This window comes from Streptomyces sp. NPDC004610 (assembly GCF_040609715.1).
Lineage (GTDB): Bacteria > Actinomycetota > Actinomycetes > Streptomycetales > Streptomycetaceae > Streptomyces.
This window is the reverse complement of sequence record NZ_JBEXLA010000015.1, coordinates 40,762-56,807: the sequence shown is the minus strand read 5'-3', so window position 1 is coordinate 56,807 and position 16,046 is coordinate 40,762. Positions and strand designations below refer to the sequence as shown.

Here is a 16,046-nt window from a genome sequence, read left to right as displayed (position 1 = left end):
GCGGCCGGGTCGGGCCCGCGCGCTGACGAACCCGCGGGTGGTGGGTCAGCCCGCCAGGCTGAAGCGCTCGAAGTGGACCTGCTGCTTCGGTACGCCCAGGGTCTTGAGATGGCCGATGACGGCCGTGGTCATCCCGGGCGGACCGCAGACGAACACATCACGTCCGGCGATGTCCGGGACGAGCCGGGCGAGGGACTCGGGGGCCAGCGGGTCGGGCCTGACCGGGCCGGTGACCAGGTGCAGCTCGGCACCCCGGTCCAGGGCCAGGCCGCGCAGCTCGTCGTAGAGGACGGCGTCCTTGTCGCTGGCGACCCGGTAGAGGACGACGGCGTGGCCGGGCAGCTCCTCCAGCAGGGCGCGGATCGGGGTGACGCCGACGCCGCCGGCGATCAGGACCGCGTCCGGGCGGGTGCGGTGCAGGGCGGTGAAGGCGCCGTAGGGGCCCTCGGCGAAGACGCGGGTGCCGGGCTTGAGGTGGCGCAGCGAGGCGCTGCCGTCCCCGGCGGCCTTGGCGGTCAGGCGCAGGGTGCGGCCGTCGGGCGCGGCGGACAGGGAGAACGGGTTGGCCTGCCACCAGCGGTCGCGGGTGAGGAACCGCCACAGGAAGAACTGTCCGGCGCGGGCGGGCAGCCGGTCCAGATCGCGGCCGGTCATATAGACGGAGACGACGTTGTCCGACTCGGGGACGACGGCGGTGACGACCAGCCGGTGGCGCCAGTTCCGCCACAGCGGCAGCACCGCCCGGCCGACGACGACCGCGCCGAGCGCGCCGCCCCACAGCAGGTACCAGTAGGCGGTCGCCAGGGACGAGGAGGCGAACGACGTACCGGCGGCGACCTGGTGGGTGAAGGCGAGGACCACCGCGAGATAGGTGTAGAGGTGGATGAAGTGCCAGGTCTCGTAGGCGAGGCGGCGCCGGGCCCAGCGGGCGGAGACCGCGCCGACCAGGATGATCAGGACGAGCGCGACGATCGCCCGCAGCACGCCCTCGACGGTCTCGGCGAGGTCGACGAGCTGGTTGACCGGGTCCAGACCGGCCGGCTGGGCGTAGCCGAGGACGATGAAGACGACGTGCCCGAGCAGCAGCCACAGCAGGGCGAAGCCGGTCCAGCGGTGCCAGGAGGTCAGCCGGTCCATGCCGATCCGGCGGTCCAGCCAGGGCAGCCGGGCCACCAGCAGCAGCTGGAACGCCATCAGCAGGGCGCCGTAGAGGCCGGTGAGGCGGCCCAGCACGATCAGCGCGTTGGAGGCGAATCCGCCCTGGACGAAGAAGTACGCGACGATGGCCGCGTTGGCGGCGAGGGCGGCGTACAGGCCGGTGCGGGCCACGACTTTCGGCCGTACACCCGTGGTGGGGGCGCGATGGGATGCGACGGTCGTCACGGAGGGCAACTCCTTGATCGGGGCTCGGTATCCCGAGCTTGCCGGGCGGGAGCTGTCGATCCCCTGTCGGACCACTTTCAAGTGATTATCGATCGCCGCCGGATCTTCACCGGGGTCTGGCGCGGACGGCCCGGTGCCGCAGTATGGACGCGTGGACAAAGTTCGAGTGCTGGTCGTGGACGACGACCCGCCGATCGCGGACCTGGTGGCGACCGTGGCGCGCTACGAGGGCTGGGACGCGATGACGGCCAACTCCGGCGAGGACGCGCTGCGGCTGGCCGGTGAGTTCCAGCCCGACATCGTGGTGCTGGATCTGATGCTGCCCGATGTGGACGGCTTCGGCGTGCTGGACCGGCTGCGCCGCTCCGGGACGATGGTGCCGGTGGTGTTCCTCACCGCCCGGGACGGCGTCGCCGACCGGGTCGCGGGGCTGACCCGGGGCGGGGACGACTACCTGGTCAAACCGTTCGCGGTGGAGGAGCTGATGGCCCGGCTGCGGACGGTGCTGCGGCGCAGCGCGGGCCCCGGCTTCCAGCGCTCGGTGCTGCGGGTCGGCGATCTGACGATGGACGAGGACACCCGTGAGGTGCGCCGCGGCGAGAAGTCGCTCACCCTCACCCCCACCGAGTACGAGGTGCTGCGCTATCTGATGCGCCGCTCCCCCACGGTTCTCACCAAGGCCCAGATCCTGGACCATGTCTGGGAGTACGGCTTCGGAGGGCGGTCGAACGTGGTGGAACTGGTGGTCAGCAGGCTGCGCCGCAAACTGGACGACGACAGCGGCGACCCGCTGATCCACACGGTCCGCGGCTTCGGGTACGTCATCAAGCAGGCCGCCGAGTGAGCCGCGCACCGGGCGGCCGGCTGCGGCAGGCGTACGACCGGCTGCGCCTGGGCACCCGGCTGGCGCTGGGCCTGGGCGCGCTGTCGCTGGTGGTCTTCGCCGTGGTCGGCACGGTACTGACCACGTACATGCACGACTACCTGGAGACCCAGCTCTCCGGTCAGATGGAGTCGGCGCAGGTGGTGCAGGCCGAGGACGCCGTCAAGCACGGCGCCGTCCAGCGCGAGACGTACATCGGCTGGTACCAGGCGGTGTACGACGTCTCCGGCGGGACCCCCGAGGCGCGCTCGCCCGCCGCCCTCCCGAACGACAGCAGCGCCTTCACCGCGCTGGCGGCCCGCTTCAGCGACGGCGACGTCAAGGACCTCTACGCCACCCGTTCCATCGAGGACCGGGGCAGCTACCGGCTGCGGGCCTGCGAGGTGGAGCCGGGAGTGGTGCTGGTGACGGCGGCGCCGAGGGACGGCATCGAGAACACCGTCACCCGGCTGATCACCGTCCAGGTCATCGCGTTCGCGGTGGCGCTGCTGGCGCTGGTGGTGTTCGGGCGGCGGATGCTGCGGCGCGGGCTGAAGCCGCTGAGCGACATGGCGTCCACCGCGCACGGCATCACCTCGCACGATCTGACCGAGTCCGCGGCCCGGCTGCCGCTGCGCGCGGACCGGCGGGGCGGCGGCCCGGAGGTGGAGGAACTGCGCACCGCGTTCAACACGATGCTGGAGCACATCGACGACTCCCTGGCGGTACGGGCGGAGGCCGAGCAGCGGCTGCGCCGGTTCGTCGCGGACGCCTCGCACGAACTGCGCACCCCGCTGATGTCGGTGCGCGGATACGCGGACCTCTTCCAGTACGCCCCGGCGAACGCGCCGGAGGAACGCGACAAGCATCTCTCCCGGCTGCGCGCCGAGGCCGCCCGGATGGGTGTCCTGCTGGACGATCTGCTGATGCTGGCCCGGCTGGACGCGGCGGAGGTGGAGGCGCCGGTACGGCTGGCGCCGACGGATCTGGTGGAGCTGGTCCGGCAGGCGGCGGACGCGTTCGAGGCGACCCGCCCGGACCATCCGCTCACCGTGACGACCGGCCCGGACCCGGTCCGCCTCCCGGTGGACGCCCAGCGGCTGCGCCAGGTCCTGGACAACCTCCTGGCCAACGCCGCCGTCCACACCCCTGCGGGAACCCGGGTGGCGATCGGGGTGACGGTGACACCCGGCGAGGCCCTGGTGACCGTCACCGACAGCGGCCCGGGAATCCCGGCCGCCGACCGGGAACGGGTCTTCGACCGCTTCTACCGCGTCGACAAGGCCCGCACCCGCGACCGCGGCGGCAGCGGCCTGGGCCTGTCGGTGGCAGCCGCCCTGATCCGGGCCCACGGCGGCAGAATCGAACTGACGAGCACTCCAGGGGAGACGGTTTTCCGGGTACGGCTGCCTTTGCGGGGGGTTGCGCAGGACGGGGCGGCCGGTCCGGACGGTCCGGGGGCGTCGGGCGCTCTTGGGGTGCCGGGTGGGCGGGGTGGTCAGGGCTTGCCGGGTGGGGCGGGTACGCAGGGGGCGCCGGGTACGCAGGGCAGTCGGGGGACGCCGGGCACGCCCGGTATCTCGGGCACGCCGGGTGCGCCCGGCACTCCGAGGGCACCGGGTGCGCCAGTCACTCAGGGTGCGCCGAGCGGTCCGGGCACGCAGGGCGCTCAGGGCACGCCGGGGCCTTCCACGGGGTTGCCGGAGGCGTCCGCACCCGCACACCCACCCACGCGGGCCGAGCGCCCGTTGCCCCAGCACTCGGGCTCGACCTCACGCTGAACGGCGGGCCGGGCACGCCCGGTGAGCCGGGCACGCAGGGGGCGCCGGGCACTCGGGGGGCGCCCGGTACCTCGGGCACGCCGAGTGGGCCGGGTACTCCGAGGGCACCGGGTGCGCCAGTCACTCAGGGTGCGCCCGGCGCCCAGGGCACGCCGGGGTCATCCACGGGGCCCTCGCCGGAGGCGTCCGCACCCGCGCGGGCCGAGCGCCCGTTGCCCCAGCACTCGGGCTCGACCTCACGCTGAACGGTGGGCGGGGCCGGAGCCGTCATGTCTCGGCGCTCCGCCCGCGCAGGCTCGCCGCCAGTAGGGCCACGTCGTCCTCCGCGTGGGCCGCGTCCAGGCGGGTCAGGACGGTGTCCAGGATGGAGTCCACGTCCTCCGTGCCGGTGAAGCGGACCGCGGCCAGGCGGTTCAGGGAGTGGTCGATGTCCTCGTCCCGACGCTCGACCAGCCCGTCGGTGAACAGCAGCAGGGTGCGGGCCGGGTCCAGCGGGTAGGTGACCGCCTCGTAGCCGCCGAGTCCCGTGCCCAGCGGCGGGCCGACCGGCACCTCCAGCAGGGTGGTGCGGCCGTCGCCGCCGATCACGGCGGGCGGCAGATGCCCGGCGCTGGCCAGCGTGATCTGCTCGCGCACCGGATCGACCCGGGCGATCAGACAGGTGGCCGGGCGCCGGTCGGGCTCCCCGGCGGCGATGTCGTCGAGCTGGCGCAGCACCCGGTGCGGGGGCAGATCGGCGGAGGCGATGACCCGCAGGGACTGCCGGTAGGCGGTCATGTCGACGGCGGCCTCCACCCCGTGCCCCATCACGTCCCCGACGACCAGCAGCGTCCGCCCGAAGTGCAGTCGTACCGTCTCGCACCAGTCGCCGCCGACCAGGGCCCGTTTCCCGGCCGGGAGATGGCGGATGGCGACATCGAGGTTGGGGTGCGGGCGGCCCGGCTCGGCGAGCAGCGCCCGCTGGAGGTCGCCGACGACATGGCTGACCCGGTGGTGTTCGCGGGCGTGCCGGATGTGGGAGGCGGCGCGTTCGGCGAGGAGGGCGAGGGCCTCGGCCTCGTGGCGGATGAAGGGCAGGCCGCTGCGGGCGCACACCAGGACGCCGAAGTGCTGCTCGCCGGAGGCCAGCGGCAGGCTGAGCGCGGGCCGGGCGCCCGCCCAGAACGCCCGGTGCCCGTCGCCCCCGGTACCGCGCGCGGCCGTGGCGGCGGCCCAGCGCGTGTCGGGCAGCAGGGACGGGTCGCCGTTGACCGCCTCGTACCCGGGGCCGGTGCCGCTCTCCCCCGGGATCCGCAGGACCGCCGCCGTGCAGCCGATGTGCGCGGCGGCGCCCCGGGTCAGTTCCTCGCAGGTGGTGACCTCGTCCAGGGTGGTCCCGATCCCGGCCATGACCACGCGCAGCACGGCGAGCCGCCCGGCCCCGACGGCACCGGGCGGAGGCGCCCCGCCTCCCGCCCTGTTCCGCCCGGCGGACGGGGGTCTTCGGACCGACCGCAGCCAGCGTGATACACCGCACACACCTAAAGGGTGGCAAATCACTTGGCGGAACGCACAGAATCCCGGCAGACCCGCACCAATGGGCCATCGGGTGGGGTGTGGCACGGCGTGCCCGCGGGGATGACCTCCGTGGCGGACCGGCGCAACGCCACGGCACCCGAGGCCGTGTCGCCCGTCCGCCCGCGCTTCGTCGGCTCCTGGACACCCGTCCGTCACACCGAGCGGGGACCTTTCCCTGGGGTCCCCGGCCCCGCTCCCCACCCGGTCCCCATCCCGGTCCCCCGACCGGGTCGCCCCGTCCCCCGCCTCCCCGCTCGCCTTGCATCCGTCCGCCCCCCTCACTGCCGGGCGTGATGCGGAAGGACGACGAACGCCGTGACGCTGATGCCGCTCGACGGGCTGCCCCAGCCCGCCCCCGCCACGGGCCCGCCCCCGGCCACCCCGCCCGCCCCCACCGGTCTGCGCTCCCCCGCCGTGGCACGGGCCGTCCGGCTCGCGATCAGTGTGCTGCCACTGCTGCTGATCGGTGCCTGGGCGGTGGTCGACTGGCGGTCCATGTACGACGGTGCCGCCCGGCTCGCCTCCGCCGACCCCGCCTGGCTGCTGATCGCCGGTGTCTTCACCGGCCTGGGCTGGGTGGCCGCCGCCTGTGTCCGGCAGGGCGCGCTGCCCGAGCGGCTGCCGCCGGGGCTGCTGCTGGCCTCGCAGTTCGCCGCGGGCGCCGCCAACCACGTCCTCCCGGCGAGCATCGGCGCGCACGCGGTCACCCTGCGTTTCCTCCAGCGCCAGGGCATCCCGCTGGCCCGGGGCACCGCGTCCCTGGCGCTGTACTCGCTGGTCAAGCCGGTCGCCAAGACCGCGGTGCTGCTGGTCTTCCTGATCGCCTTCCCCGACATGCTGCACTTCGGCGAGCTGCTGCCCGACACCTGGACCCTGGTGCTGATAGCGGGCGGGCTCGCGGCGGCCCTGACCACGACCGTCGTCCTCCTCGCGGTCGTCCCGTCGCTGCGCCGCCCGGTGACCGGCTTCCTGGGGACCGCCCTGACCGACGCGCGGGTGCTGCACACCCGGCCGAGCCGCTATCTGCCGCTGTGGCTGGGTGCCGCGGCCACCCCGCTGCTCCAGGGCAGTGTGATCGCCGCGGTCGGCTTCGCGCTGGGGCTGCCGCTGTCCTGGGCGCAGGTGGTGTTCGCGCTGCTGATCGCGAGCACGGCGGTGGGCGCGGTGCCCGCGCCGGGCGGGATCGGCCCGCTGGACGCGGCGATGGTGTTCACCATGACCGCGTTCGGCGCCCCGGTCGGCCTCGCCACCGCCACGATCATCGGCTACCGCGTCCTGACGGTGTGGATCCCGCTGCTGCCGGGGGCGCTGGTGCTGTCGGCGCTGGTGCAGCGGAAGGTGCTGTGAGGCACCACCGCACAGCGCAAGGTGCTGTGCGGCGGTATCGCACAGCGCAAGGTGCCGTACGGCGGTGGCCCGCCCGGAATGCCCAGAACCCGGGATGCCCGGAACCCGGAATGCCCCCAGAACCCGGGAAGCTCAGAACCCGGAATGCCCAGAACCCGGGAAGCTCAGAACCCCGTCCCGCCCGCCCGTGCCCCCAGCCGCGCCGCCAGCACCGCCACGTCGTCCTCCGCCTCGCGGGCGTCGAGGCGGGCCAGGACCGTGTCGAGCATGTCCTCCATGCCCGTGCCGGGCCGGAAGTCCAGCCCGGTGAGCCGGGCCAGGGAGTGGTCGATGTCCTCGTTTCGGCGCTCGATCAACCCGTCGGTGAACAGCAGCAGCGTCTGGCCGGGCGCCAGCCGATGGGTGGCCGGTTCATAGCCGCCGTGGCCGGTGCCGAGCGGCGGGCCGACCGGTACGTCCAGCAGCGAGACCCGGCCGTCGGTGCCGATCAGGGCCGGGGGCGGATGCCCGGCGGAGGCCAGGTTCACCAGCCCCCGCACCGGGTCCGTCCGGGCGATCAGACAGGTTGCCGGACGCAGGTCCGGCTCGCGCGCGGCGAGGTCGTCCAACTGGCGCAGCACCCGGTGCGGCGGCAGATCGGCGGAGGCGATGTAGCGCAGTGAGGAGCGGTACGCCGCCATGTCCACGGCCGCTTCCAGGCCGTGCCCCATGACATCGCCGACGACCAGCAGTGTCCGCCCGAAGTGCAGCCGTACCGTCTCGCACCAGTCGCCGCCCACCAGGGCCCGTCGGCCCACCGGCAGATAGCGCAGGGCGACCTCCAGGTTGGGGTGGGGGCGGCCGGGCTCGGCGAGCAGGGCGCGCTGGAGCCGGCCGACGACGGCGCCGACGGCGTCGTACTCGCGCGCGTGCCGGAGCGTCGCGGCGGCGCGCTCGGCGAGGAAGGCGGCCACCTCGGTATCGGCGTGGCCGAAAGCCGCCCCCTCACCGGCCTCCCGGGCGCAGACCAGCAGCCCGTAGCGGTGTCCGTGCGCGGCGAGCGGGACGACCAGGACGGGCCGGGGGCCGGTGCCCGGGGTCAGGGCCTCGCCGGGGGCGTGTCGCGCGGCCGGGAGGACGGCACCGGGCCCGGGGAGCAGGTCGGCGTTGCCGCCGACGGCCGTGTACGCGGGCCCGGAATCCTCGTGGGTGCGCAGCACCCCGGCGGCGGCGCCCAGCAGCGCGGCGGTCTCCCGGGCCAGTTCGGCGCAGGTGGTCGCCGCGTCGAGGGTGGTGCCGATCCGTGCCACGACCGGGCTCAGCAGGCTCAGCGGGGGAGGTGCGCCGCCGTCCCGGGACGCACCGGCACCGGTCGGGCCCACCGTGGCCGGCCCCTGCAACGATTCGAACGATCGCGCCACGCGCACCACTGTAGGAGGAGGGCGCGCGGACGCGGGTAACGCGGGGGTTACCTGGTTCCCGTCGATCGGTATCGATCACTCACGAAGGGCCGGCGCCCTCACACCTCCGCCCGCCCTCACACCTCCGGCGTCAGCCGCAGCGAGATGCTGTTGATGCAGTACCGCTGGTCCGTCGGGGTCGGATACCCCTCACCCTCGAACACATGCCCGAGATGCGAGCCGCAGCGCGCACAGCGCACCTCGGTCCGCACCATCCCGTGCGAACGGTCGGCGATCAGCTCCACGGCGTCCGTGTCCTTCGGATCGAAGAAACTCGGCCAGCCGCAGTGCGACTCGAACTTGGTGGCGGAGGTGAACAGCTCGGCCCCGCAGGCGCGACAGGAGTAGACACCCTGGGTCTTGGTGTCGGTGTACTCACCGGTGAACGCGGGCTCGGTACCGGCCTGGCGCAGCACCGCGTACTCCGCCGGGCTCAGCTCCGCGCGCCACTCCTCGTCCGGCTTCTCGACGTCGTACGACATGACCTTCAGCCCCTTACCTCGACTACCTCGGCTATTTCGACAGGTGGTCCAGCACGATCGGGCCCAGGTCGGTGACATCGCCCGCGCCCATGGTGAGAACGAGATCGCCGGGCTTCGCCATTCCCGCGATCACGGCCGGGGCCTCGCCCTTGTCGTGCACGGCGGTGACCTCGGCACCGGCCGCGCGGGCGGCCTCGATGATCAGCTCGCTGGTGACCCCGGGGAGCGGGTCCTCGCGGGCCGGGTAGATGTCCAGCACGACGGAGGCGTCGGCGAGCGCGAGGGCGTCGCCCATCTCCTTGCCGAGTTCCTGGGTGCGGGAGAACAGATGCGGCTGGAAGAGGACCAGGATCCGGCCGTCCCCGGCCGCCGCCCGCATGGCCTCCAGATCGGCGGTCATCTCGGTGGGGTGATGGGCGTAGGAGTCGATCACCTGGACGCCCGCCGCCTCGCCCTTGAGCTGGAGGCGCCGCTTGACGCCCGTGTAGGCGCCGAGCGCGGCGGCCAGTTCCCCGGCCGGCACCCCGAGCGCCACCCCCGCGGCCAGCGCGGCGACGGCGTTGTGCGCGTAGTGACGGCCGGGCACGGAGACCGTGAAGGTCAGCTCGGCCCCGTCGATCACCACCGTGACCTCGCTGGTCAGCCCCTGCGCCACGATCGAGGTGATCCGCACGGCGGCGTCCGCGGACTCCCCGTACGTCACCACCCGCAGATCCCGCCCGGCCAGCCGGCGGGTCAGTTCCCGGGCGCCCTCCTGGTCGGCCGCGATCACCAGGGTGCCGCCCTCGGTGATCCGGTCGGCGAAGGTGACGAAGGAGTCGTGGATCTCCTCCATCGAGGCGTAGTTCGCGTGATGGTCCAGCTCGACATTGAGGACGATGGCGACCTCGGGGGCGTACTTGTGGAAGCTGCGGTCGCTCTCGTCCGCCTCGGCCACGAAGATCTCGCCGTCGCCGTGCAGCGCGTTCGAGCCGGGCGCGTCCAGGTCCCCGCCGATCGCGTACGACGGCTTCAGCCCCAGCTCGGTCAGGGAGACGGCCAGCATCGAGGTGGTGGTGGTCTTGCCGTGCGTCCCGGCGACCGCGATCGGGCGCAGCCCGGTCATCAGCGCGGCCAGCGCGTCCGACCGGTGCACCACGGGGATGCCCAGCTCGGCCGCGCGCACCAGCTCCGGGTTGTCCGCCCGGATCGCCGACGACACCACGACACCGCTGGCGTCGTCCGCGAGATGCCCGGCCGCGTGCCCGATGTGCACCACGGCCCCGAACCCGCGCAGCGCCTCGGCGGTCGCCGACTCCTTGGCATCACTCCCGGCGACGGCGGCCCCGCGCTGCGCGAGGATCTTCGCGATCCCGGACATCCCGGCCCCGCCGATCCCGATGAAGTGGGGCCGCTCCATGGCCTGGGGGATACCGGGTGCCATGCGTGTACTCCTCGTGCAGTTACGTGCAGTTACGGGTTACGGGTGCGGAAATCGCGTTCAGCCTATCCAGCTGGGGGCGCCCCTGATGCCGCCAGGGGCGTGGGGAACTGCGCGACCAGCCACAAACCACCTGAACCCGGCGAACAACCCCAGAACCCCCATTCACCCGCCCCCTACACCTTGCTGTGCGAGAACAGCTTCAGCACCGGCACCCCCACCTTGTGCCGCGCCCGGGACGCCCAGTCCCGGTGGAAGAACTCCTCCACATAGTGGGGATCGGTCAGCACGATCACCTCGTCCGCCCCGATCTCCTCCACCAGCCGCTTCAGCTCGTCCAGCGGATGGTTCTCGATCAGTCGCCCCTCCGCCGCGCTCCCCGACGTCCGCAGCGCCTGGAGGGAGACATCCAGCGCCTGCTGCCCCTCGCCCCGCGCCTGCGCCCCCTCCGGGGTCTCCCGCTCCCGCGCCGCCTCGTCGAGTTCGCCGAGCGCGAGGTCGTCGATGGCCCGCAGCAGCCGGTCCGCCTGATCCCCCCGCGGCTGGAGAAGGACGTGGAAGGCGACCGACTCGTCCCCGTGCAGGGTCGTGACGAACTCCACGTCGGCGGACGTCAGGGCCTTCTCGATCATCAAAACGCTTGTGAACACCAGACGCCCCTTCTGTTCGAGGGCTCGAAGCCCTCCGTCCTGCGTGGGCCGCTCAGGGCCCTGCGGAAACCATCCTGCCCCGTGATCGCACGGGTACTGCCTGTCTAGTGTGCCCACCGGAAGGTAAACGGAACGGCAGATTCCGCTGATTTACGGCCGACGGTAACGACCGAACAAAAACCCGGCCTCCTCCAGCAGGGACACCAGTTCGAAACGGGCCGGTACGGTCACCCCGGGCCCCCCGGCGATCCGCTGCGCGTCCCCCGCGGTGAGCAGCGGCGCCACCGTGAGGCACAGCTCGTCCAGCACCCCGGCCGCCACGAACTGCCCCAGCAGCCGCGGCCCGCCCTCGGTCAGCAGCCGCCGGTACCCCCGCTCGCCCAGCGCCGCCACGGCCCGCGCGGGGTCCACCCCGGCACCGTCCCCGGCGATCACCACCAGGGCCCCGGCCCGCTCGGCCGCCGCGATCCGCTCCGCCGGTGCGGCGGCCCCGGTGAGCACCAGCGTGGGCACCAGCGGCGAGGTGAACAGCGGCAGCGAGAAGTCCAGGTCGAGACTGGCCGAGACCACGGCGATGGCGGGCACCGGCGCCTGTCCGGCGGCGGCACGCCGGGCCGCGAACTCGGTCCGCGCGCGGGCCGGGCGGTACTGCTCCTGGCGTACCGTTTCTGCGCCGACGACCACGGCATCCGCCAGCGCCCGCAGGGTGCCGAAGACGCGCATGTCCGCGGGATGGGAGATCGGCTGCGACCGGCCCTCGTGCTGGGCGGCGCCGTCGAGGGTGGAGACCATGTTGGCCCGCAGCCAGACGGAGGGTGCCGGGACCGCGGGGGGCTCCGAGCCCTCCGGATGCTCCGGGCCCTCCCGATGCTCCGAGCCCTCCCGATGCTTCGGGCCCTCCGGGCGTTCGGGGCCCTCAGAGTGCTCGGCGCGCTCCAGGCGCTCGGCGGGCTCCAGGCGCTCAGCGCGCTCCAGGCCCCCCGGATAGGCATACGCGTCGGCGAGGGCGTCGAGGCTCCACTCGCCGGTCCCTCCGTCCACCCCCTCCCCGGGGGCACCGCCCCGCGCGGCGGTCGGTGTCTGGTCGGTCACAGGGAACAGGCGTCGCATGCCGAGCAGTGTTCCACGCCGCCTACCATGGTGAACCGTGTCGTCCTCCCCCGCCGCCCCCGCCCCCGGCCCCGGTCCGATAGCCGACGCGGCCCCGCTGTCCCTGTGCGCCCGTGAGCCGCGCGTCCCCGCGGACCGGCTGGTCGCCGAGATGGTCCCGCCGCCCCGCTTCGACTCGGTGCGGTTCGCGACCTACCTCCCCGACCCGGACCAGCCCAGCCAGACCGAGGCCGTCCAGGTGCTGGAGCGGTTCGCGGCCGGGCTCACCGGAACCCCCGGATCGGTCGGTGCCCGCCGCGGCTTCCTCGGCTTCGGCCGGGCGAGGGCGGCGAGCGGCGGCGGAAGGACGGGCGGCGGCGCGAAGGCGAACGGTAGGGCGAAGGGTGCCCGGCAGTCGGCCACCGCCGGTGGCAGCCCCCTCGGGGTCTATCTCGACGGCGGCTACGGCGTCGGCAAGACCCATCTCCTGGCCTCCCTCTGGCACGCCACCCCGGCCGAGCCCGACCGCAAGGCGTTCGGCACGTTCGTGGAGCTGACGAACCTGGTGGGCGCCCTGGGCTTCCAGCAGACCGTGCAGACGCTCTCCGGCCATCGGCTGCTCTGCATCGACGAGTTCGAGCTCGACGACCCGGGCGACACCGTCCTGGTCTCCACCCTGCTGGGCAAGCTGGTGGACGCGGGTGTCGCGCTCGCCGCCACCTCCAACACCCTGCCCGGCAAGCTCGGTGAGGGCCGGTTCGCCGCCGCCGACTTCCTGCGCGAGATCCAGGGCCTGTCCGCGCACTTCCGCGCCCTGCGCATCGACGGCGAGGACTACCGCCACCGCGGTCTGCCCGAGGCCCCGGCGCCGTACTCCGACGAGGTCGTCACCAAGACGGCGTACACCACGCCCGGCGCCTCCCTCGACGCCTTCCCCGCTCTGCTGGAGCATCTGGCCCGGGTGCACCCCAGCCGCTACGGGGCGCTGACGGACGGGGTGGCGGTGGTCTGTCTGACGGATGTCCGGCCGGTTCCCGACCAGTCGACGGCGCTGCGCCTGGTGGTCCTCGCCGACCGGCTGTACGACCGGGAGGTGCCGGTGCTGGCGTCGGGGCTGCCGTTCGACCGGCTGTTCAACGACGAGATGCTCAACGGCGGTTACCGCAAGAAGTACTTCCGGGCGATCTCCCGCCTCACCGCGCTGGCCCGCGACGGCCGCGCCCTCACCACGGCTGGTTGACGCCCCTTCCCCCGCATCCTCGCCCCCTCCGGCCGAACCCTGATCTCCCCCCCTCCGGCCGAACTCTGATCCACCCTCCGGCTGAACTCCCGGTCGTCCGTTCGGGAACCCGCCCGTACCCCGTGCCCAGCGGCGGGTCCGTACCCTCGCGACACGCCGCCGAGGGCGTCGCCGCCCGCCCGCGACACGCGATCAAGGGCAGTATCACGCCAGCCGACCCGCACTTTTGAGGCTCTCTCCCACCCGAAACGCGGAGTTAACCCTGCAAACAACTTCGCAGGGTTAACGTGTTTCTTGACCAGCAATTGACCAACCGTTGGTCTGTGTATGGGGCGCGTAAAGGGGCGTAAGTGCGAGGTAAGACGGGTGATACGGCACAGTCGCCGGGTTCCGTCCTGCCCCGCGCGCCCCGGCTCTCCGCGTTCGCGGTGAGATTCGCGACCGTGCACACGGTCCGTCAAACCGAGGCCAATGCCTGGCCCGGCAATCCACCGAGACGGCCGTCCATACCGAGTTCACCGAACTCACCGAGCCGCTGAGCGGGACCAACCCCGCTCACCGGCCGAGAGGAACCCTCCGCCCTCCCCCTCTCTTTCCGAGGGCGCGGGCGGACATCCCCTCCCCCCGTCCCGTAAGTCCGACGCGCACCCCCCACAGCGCGCGCCAGGAGGAGACACGAACCATGCAGCCCCTCATCGACAACGCCCGTACGTTCGGACAACGCCCTGAGGAGTTCGCCCAGCTGGCCCAAGGCCAGTCCCCCCAGGTGCTGTTCATCACCTGCTCCGATTCCCGGGTCGTCCCGGCCCTGATCACGGGCGCCCGCCCCGGCGAGCTGTTCGAGCTGCGCACCGCGGGCAACATCGTCCCGCCGTACGCCTCCGAGCGGCCCACCGGCGAGGCGGCCACCATCGAGTACGCGGTCCAAGTGCTCGGCGTCCGCGACATCGTGGTGTGCGGCCACTCCCACTGCGGCGCCGTCGGCGCCCTGGTGCGCGGCGACGACCTGGACGCCGTACCCGCCGTGCGCGCCTGGCTCGGGCACGCGGCCGAGGAGCCGCGCTCCGGTGACCCGGCCGATCCCACCGTCGCCGCCGGAGTGCAGCACCATGTGCTGGCCCAGTTGCTGCGGCTGCGCTCCTATCCGTGTGTGGAGACCGGGCTGGCCGAGGGCCGGCTCACCCTGCACGGCTGGTACTACGAGGTGCACACCGGTGCCGTGCGGGCCCACCGTGCGGCCACCGACACCTTCGAGGCCCTGTGAGTCCTGTGATGACCCCCAACCCTCACTCGCAGGACCCCCACCTGTCCCTGCCCCCGTCCCCTGCGGCCAGGTACCCCCACCTCAAGCAGGACTTCGCGGCCTCCCTGGTCGTGTTCCTGGTCGCGCTGCCGCTCTGCGTCGGCGTGGCCGTCGCCTCCGGTGTCCCGGCCGAACTGGGTCTGATCACCGGCATCGTCGGCGGCATCGTCACCGGCATGATGCGGGGCAGCAGCCTCCAGGTGTCCGGCCCCGCGGCCGGTCTGACCGTGCTGGTCTTCGAGGCCGTCCAGGAGTTCGGGCTGGCGGCGCTCGGCGCGATCGTGCTCGCGGCGGGCGCCCTCCAGCTCCTGATGGGCGCCCTGAGGCTGGGGCGCTGGTTCCGGGCCATCTCGGTCTCCGTCGTGGAGGGCATGCTCGCCGGGATCGGCCTGGTGATCATCGCCGGGCAGCTCTACGCGGCGGCCGGGATGCCCGCCCCGGCCTCCGGCCTGGACAAGCTCACCGGCCTCCCGGAGGCCGTCGTCGAGGCCCTGGGCAGCACCAGCGCCCTGATCTCGCTGGCCGTCGGCGCGGGCACGATAGCCGTGCTGGTGCTGTGGCGGCGGGTTCCGGCCAGGGCTCGGGCCCTGCCGGGCGCGCTGGCCGCCGTCCTGCTCGCCACGCTGGTCACCCTGGTGCTCGATCTGCCGGTGGCGACGGTCGAGATCCAGGGTCTGCTGGACTCCGTCCAGCCGCCTGGGCTGGACGCGCTCGGCGGGCTGGCCACCCCGGCGGTGCTGGGCACGGTCCTGGCGTTCACCCTGATCGCCTCCGCCGAGAGCCTGTTCAGCGCGGCGGCGGTGGACCGGCTGCACAGCGGGCCGCGCACCCAGTACGACAAGGAGCTGATGGCCCAGGGCGCGGGCAACGCGGTGTGCGGGGCGCTGGGCGCGCTGCCCATGACAGCGGTCATCGTGCGCAGCTCCGCCAATGTCCAGGCGGGCGCCAAGACCAAGGCGTCCCGGGTGCTGCACGGCGTCTGGCTGCTGCTCTTCGCGGCGCTGCTGCCGCAGGCGCTGGCGCTGATCCCCATACCCGCGCTGGCCGGCATCCTGGTCCACGCCGGCTGGAAGCTGATCCCGTTCCGCCAGATCGGCTCGCTGTGGCGGGAGCACCGCGGCGAGGCCCTGATCCTGGTGGTCACGGCGGTGTCGATCGTCGCCGTGAACATGTTCGAGGGGGTGCTGATCGGGCTGGCGCTGTCCGTGGCCAAGACCGCCTGGGAGGCGTCCCACCTCAAGCTGGAGGTGGTCGACAAGGGCGCCGGACCGGTCCAGGCGTATCTGTCGGGCAACGCGACCTTCCTGCGGCTGCCGAAGATCCTCGACAGTCTGGAGGCCCTGCCCCAGGACCGCCCCGTGGAGCTGGACCTCTCCGGGCTGCACCATCTGGACCACGCCTGCCGTACGGCCCTGGAGAACTGGGCGGAACGGCACAGCGCGGCCGGGACGGAACCGGTGAAGGTGACGGCGCAGTGAGCCCGCGCTGACGCC

At 73.3% G+C, this 16,046-nt stretch carries 12 protein-coding genes and 1 pseudogene; 6 read left to right on the top strand and 7 right to left on the bottom strand.

What is annotated here, in order from left to right; all coding sequences use genetic code 11:
* Positions 1 to 45: 45 nt before the first annotated feature.
* A complete protein-coding gene (locus ABZX40_RS18635) occupies positions 46 to 1,383 on the bottom strand; it encodes a ferredoxin reductase family protein (protein WP_355740029.1) in 1,338 nt (445 codons plus the stop codon).
* Positions 1,384 to 1,534: 151 nt separating this feature from the next.
* Here ABZX40_RS18635 and ABZX40_RS18630 point away from each other — a divergent pair, with 151 nt between their 5' ends.
* Entirely contained in the window at positions 1,535 to 2,227 is a 693-nt protein-coding gene (locus tag ABZX40_RS18630; protein WP_355740031.1) for a response regulator transcription factor, read from the top strand.
* Positions 2,224 to 3,660 (top strand): annotated as a pseudogene (locus tag ABZX40_RS18625) (HAMP domain-containing sensor histidine kinase); the annotation flags it as partial. The gene ABZX40_RS18630 and the pseudogene ABZX40_RS18625, both read left to right, overlap by 4 nt.
* 633 nt (positions 3,661 to 4,293) lie before the next feature.
* Here the strand turns inward: ABZX40_RS18625 and ABZX40_RS18620 are convergent.
* Positions 4,294 to 5,430, bottom strand: coding sequence for a PP2C family protein-serine/threonine phosphatase (locus ABZX40_RS18620; protein ID WP_355740033.1), 1,137 nt, complete (start codon positions 5,428 to 5,430; stop codon positions 4,294 to 4,296).
* A gap of 468 nt (positions 5,431 to 5,898) precedes the next feature.
* On the opposite strand from ABZX40_RS18620, the gene ABZX40_RS18615 reads away from it, so the two are divergent.
* Positions 5,899 to 6,930: a lysylphosphatidylglycerol synthase domain-containing protein gene (locus ABZX40_RS18615; protein WP_355740035.1), complete on the top strand. Its 1,032-nt coding sequence runs from the start codon at positions 5,899 to 5,901 to the stop codon at positions 6,928 to 6,930.
* Between the two features lie 164 nt (positions 6,931 to 7,094).
* On the opposite strand, the gene ABZX40_RS18610 is transcribed toward ABZX40_RS18615, so the two are convergent.
* The 5 genes from ABZX40_RS18610 to ABZX40_RS18590 all read right to left on the bottom strand — a co-directional run bounded on the left by ABZX40_RS18610 (position 7,095) and on the right by ABZX40_RS18590 (position 12,031).
* Positions 7,095 to 8,330, bottom strand: a complete 1,236-nt coding sequence (locus tag ABZX40_RS18610; RefSeq protein WP_355740037.1) for a PP2C family protein-serine/threonine phosphatase — start codon at positions 8,328 to 8,330, stop codon at positions 7,095 to 7,097.
* Between the two features lie 116 nt (positions 8,331 to 8,446).
* A complete protein-coding gene (gene msrB / locus ABZX40_RS18605) occupies positions 8,447 to 8,851 on the bottom strand; it encodes a peptide-methionine (R)-S-oxide reductase MsrB (protein ID WP_355740038.1) in 405 nt (134 codons plus the stop codon).
* A gap of 31 nt (positions 8,852 to 8,882) precedes the next feature.
* The gene (gene murC, locus ABZX40_RS18600; protein WP_355740040.1) at positions 8,883 to 10,274 is read right to left on the bottom strand and encodes a UDP-N-acetylmuramate--L-alanine ligase; all 1,392 of its coding nucleotides are present in this window, start codon (positions 10,272 to 10,274) and stop codon (positions 8,883 to 8,885) included.
* Positions 10,275 to 10,447: 173 nt separating this feature from the next.
* A complete protein-coding gene (locus tag ABZX40_RS18595; protein ID WP_355740042.1) occupies positions 10,448 to 10,921 on the bottom strand; it encodes an indole-3-glycerol phosphate synthase in 474 nt (157 codons plus the stop codon).
* Between the two features lie 150 nt (positions 10,922 to 11,071).
* Positions 11,072 to 12,031 (bottom strand): pyrimidine reductase family protein, encoded by a 960-nt coding sequence (locus ABZX40_RS18590; RefSeq protein ID WP_355740044.1) that lies wholly within the window; start codon positions 12,029 to 12,031, stop codon positions 11,072 to 11,074.
* Positions 12,032 to 12,068: 37 nt separating this feature from the next.
* On the opposite strand from ABZX40_RS18590, the gene zapE reads away from it, so the two are divergent.
* The 3 genes from zapE to ABZX40_RS18575 all read left to right on the top strand — a co-directional run bounded on the left by zapE (position 12,069) and on the right by ABZX40_RS18575 (position 16,031).
* Positions 12,069 to 13,250, top strand: a complete 1,182-nt coding sequence (gene zapE, locus ABZX40_RS18585) for a cell division protein ZapE (RefSeq protein ID WP_355740046.1) — start codon at positions 12,069 to 12,071, stop codon at positions 13,248 to 13,250.
* Positions 13,251 to 13,932: 682 nt separating this feature from the next.
* Positions 13,933 to 14,514: a carbonic anhydrase gene (locus ABZX40_RS18580; protein WP_355740048.1), complete on the top strand. Its 582-nt coding sequence runs from the start codon at positions 13,933 to 13,935 to the stop codon at positions 14,512 to 14,514.
* An 8-nt stretch (positions 14,515 to 14,522) separates the two neighbouring features.
* On the top strand, positions 14,523 to 16,031 hold the full coding sequence (locus ABZX40_RS18575; RefSeq protein WP_355740050.1) for a SulP family inorganic anion transporter: 1,509 nt from the start codon (positions 14,523 to 14,525) through the stop codon (positions 16,029 to 16,031).
* The last annotated feature ends 15 nt before the right edge of the window (positions 16,032 to 16,046 follow it).

Bases quoted from the DNA above. Each gene is read 5' to 3' on its own strand.
- msrB (WP_355740038.1), bottom strand. From the start codon at position 8,851: ATGTCGTACGACGTCGAGAAGCCGGACGAGGAGTGGCGCGCGGAGCTG.
- murC (WP_355740040.1), bottom strand. From the start codon at position 10,274: ATGGCACCCGGTATCCCCCAGGCCATGGAGCGGCCCCACTTCATCGGG.
- ABZX40_RS18590 (WP_355740044.1), bottom strand. From the start codon at position 12,031: ATGCGACGCCTGTTCCCTGTGACCGACCAGACACCGACCGCCGCGCGG.
- ABZX40_RS18580 (WP_355740048.1), top strand. From the start codon at position 13,933: ATGCAGCCCCTCATCGACAACGCCCGTACGTTCGGACAACGCCCTGAG.
- ABZX40_RS18575 (WP_355740050.1), top strand. From the start codon at position 14,523: ATGACCCCCAACCCTCACTCGCAGGACCCCCACCTGTCCCTGCCCCCG.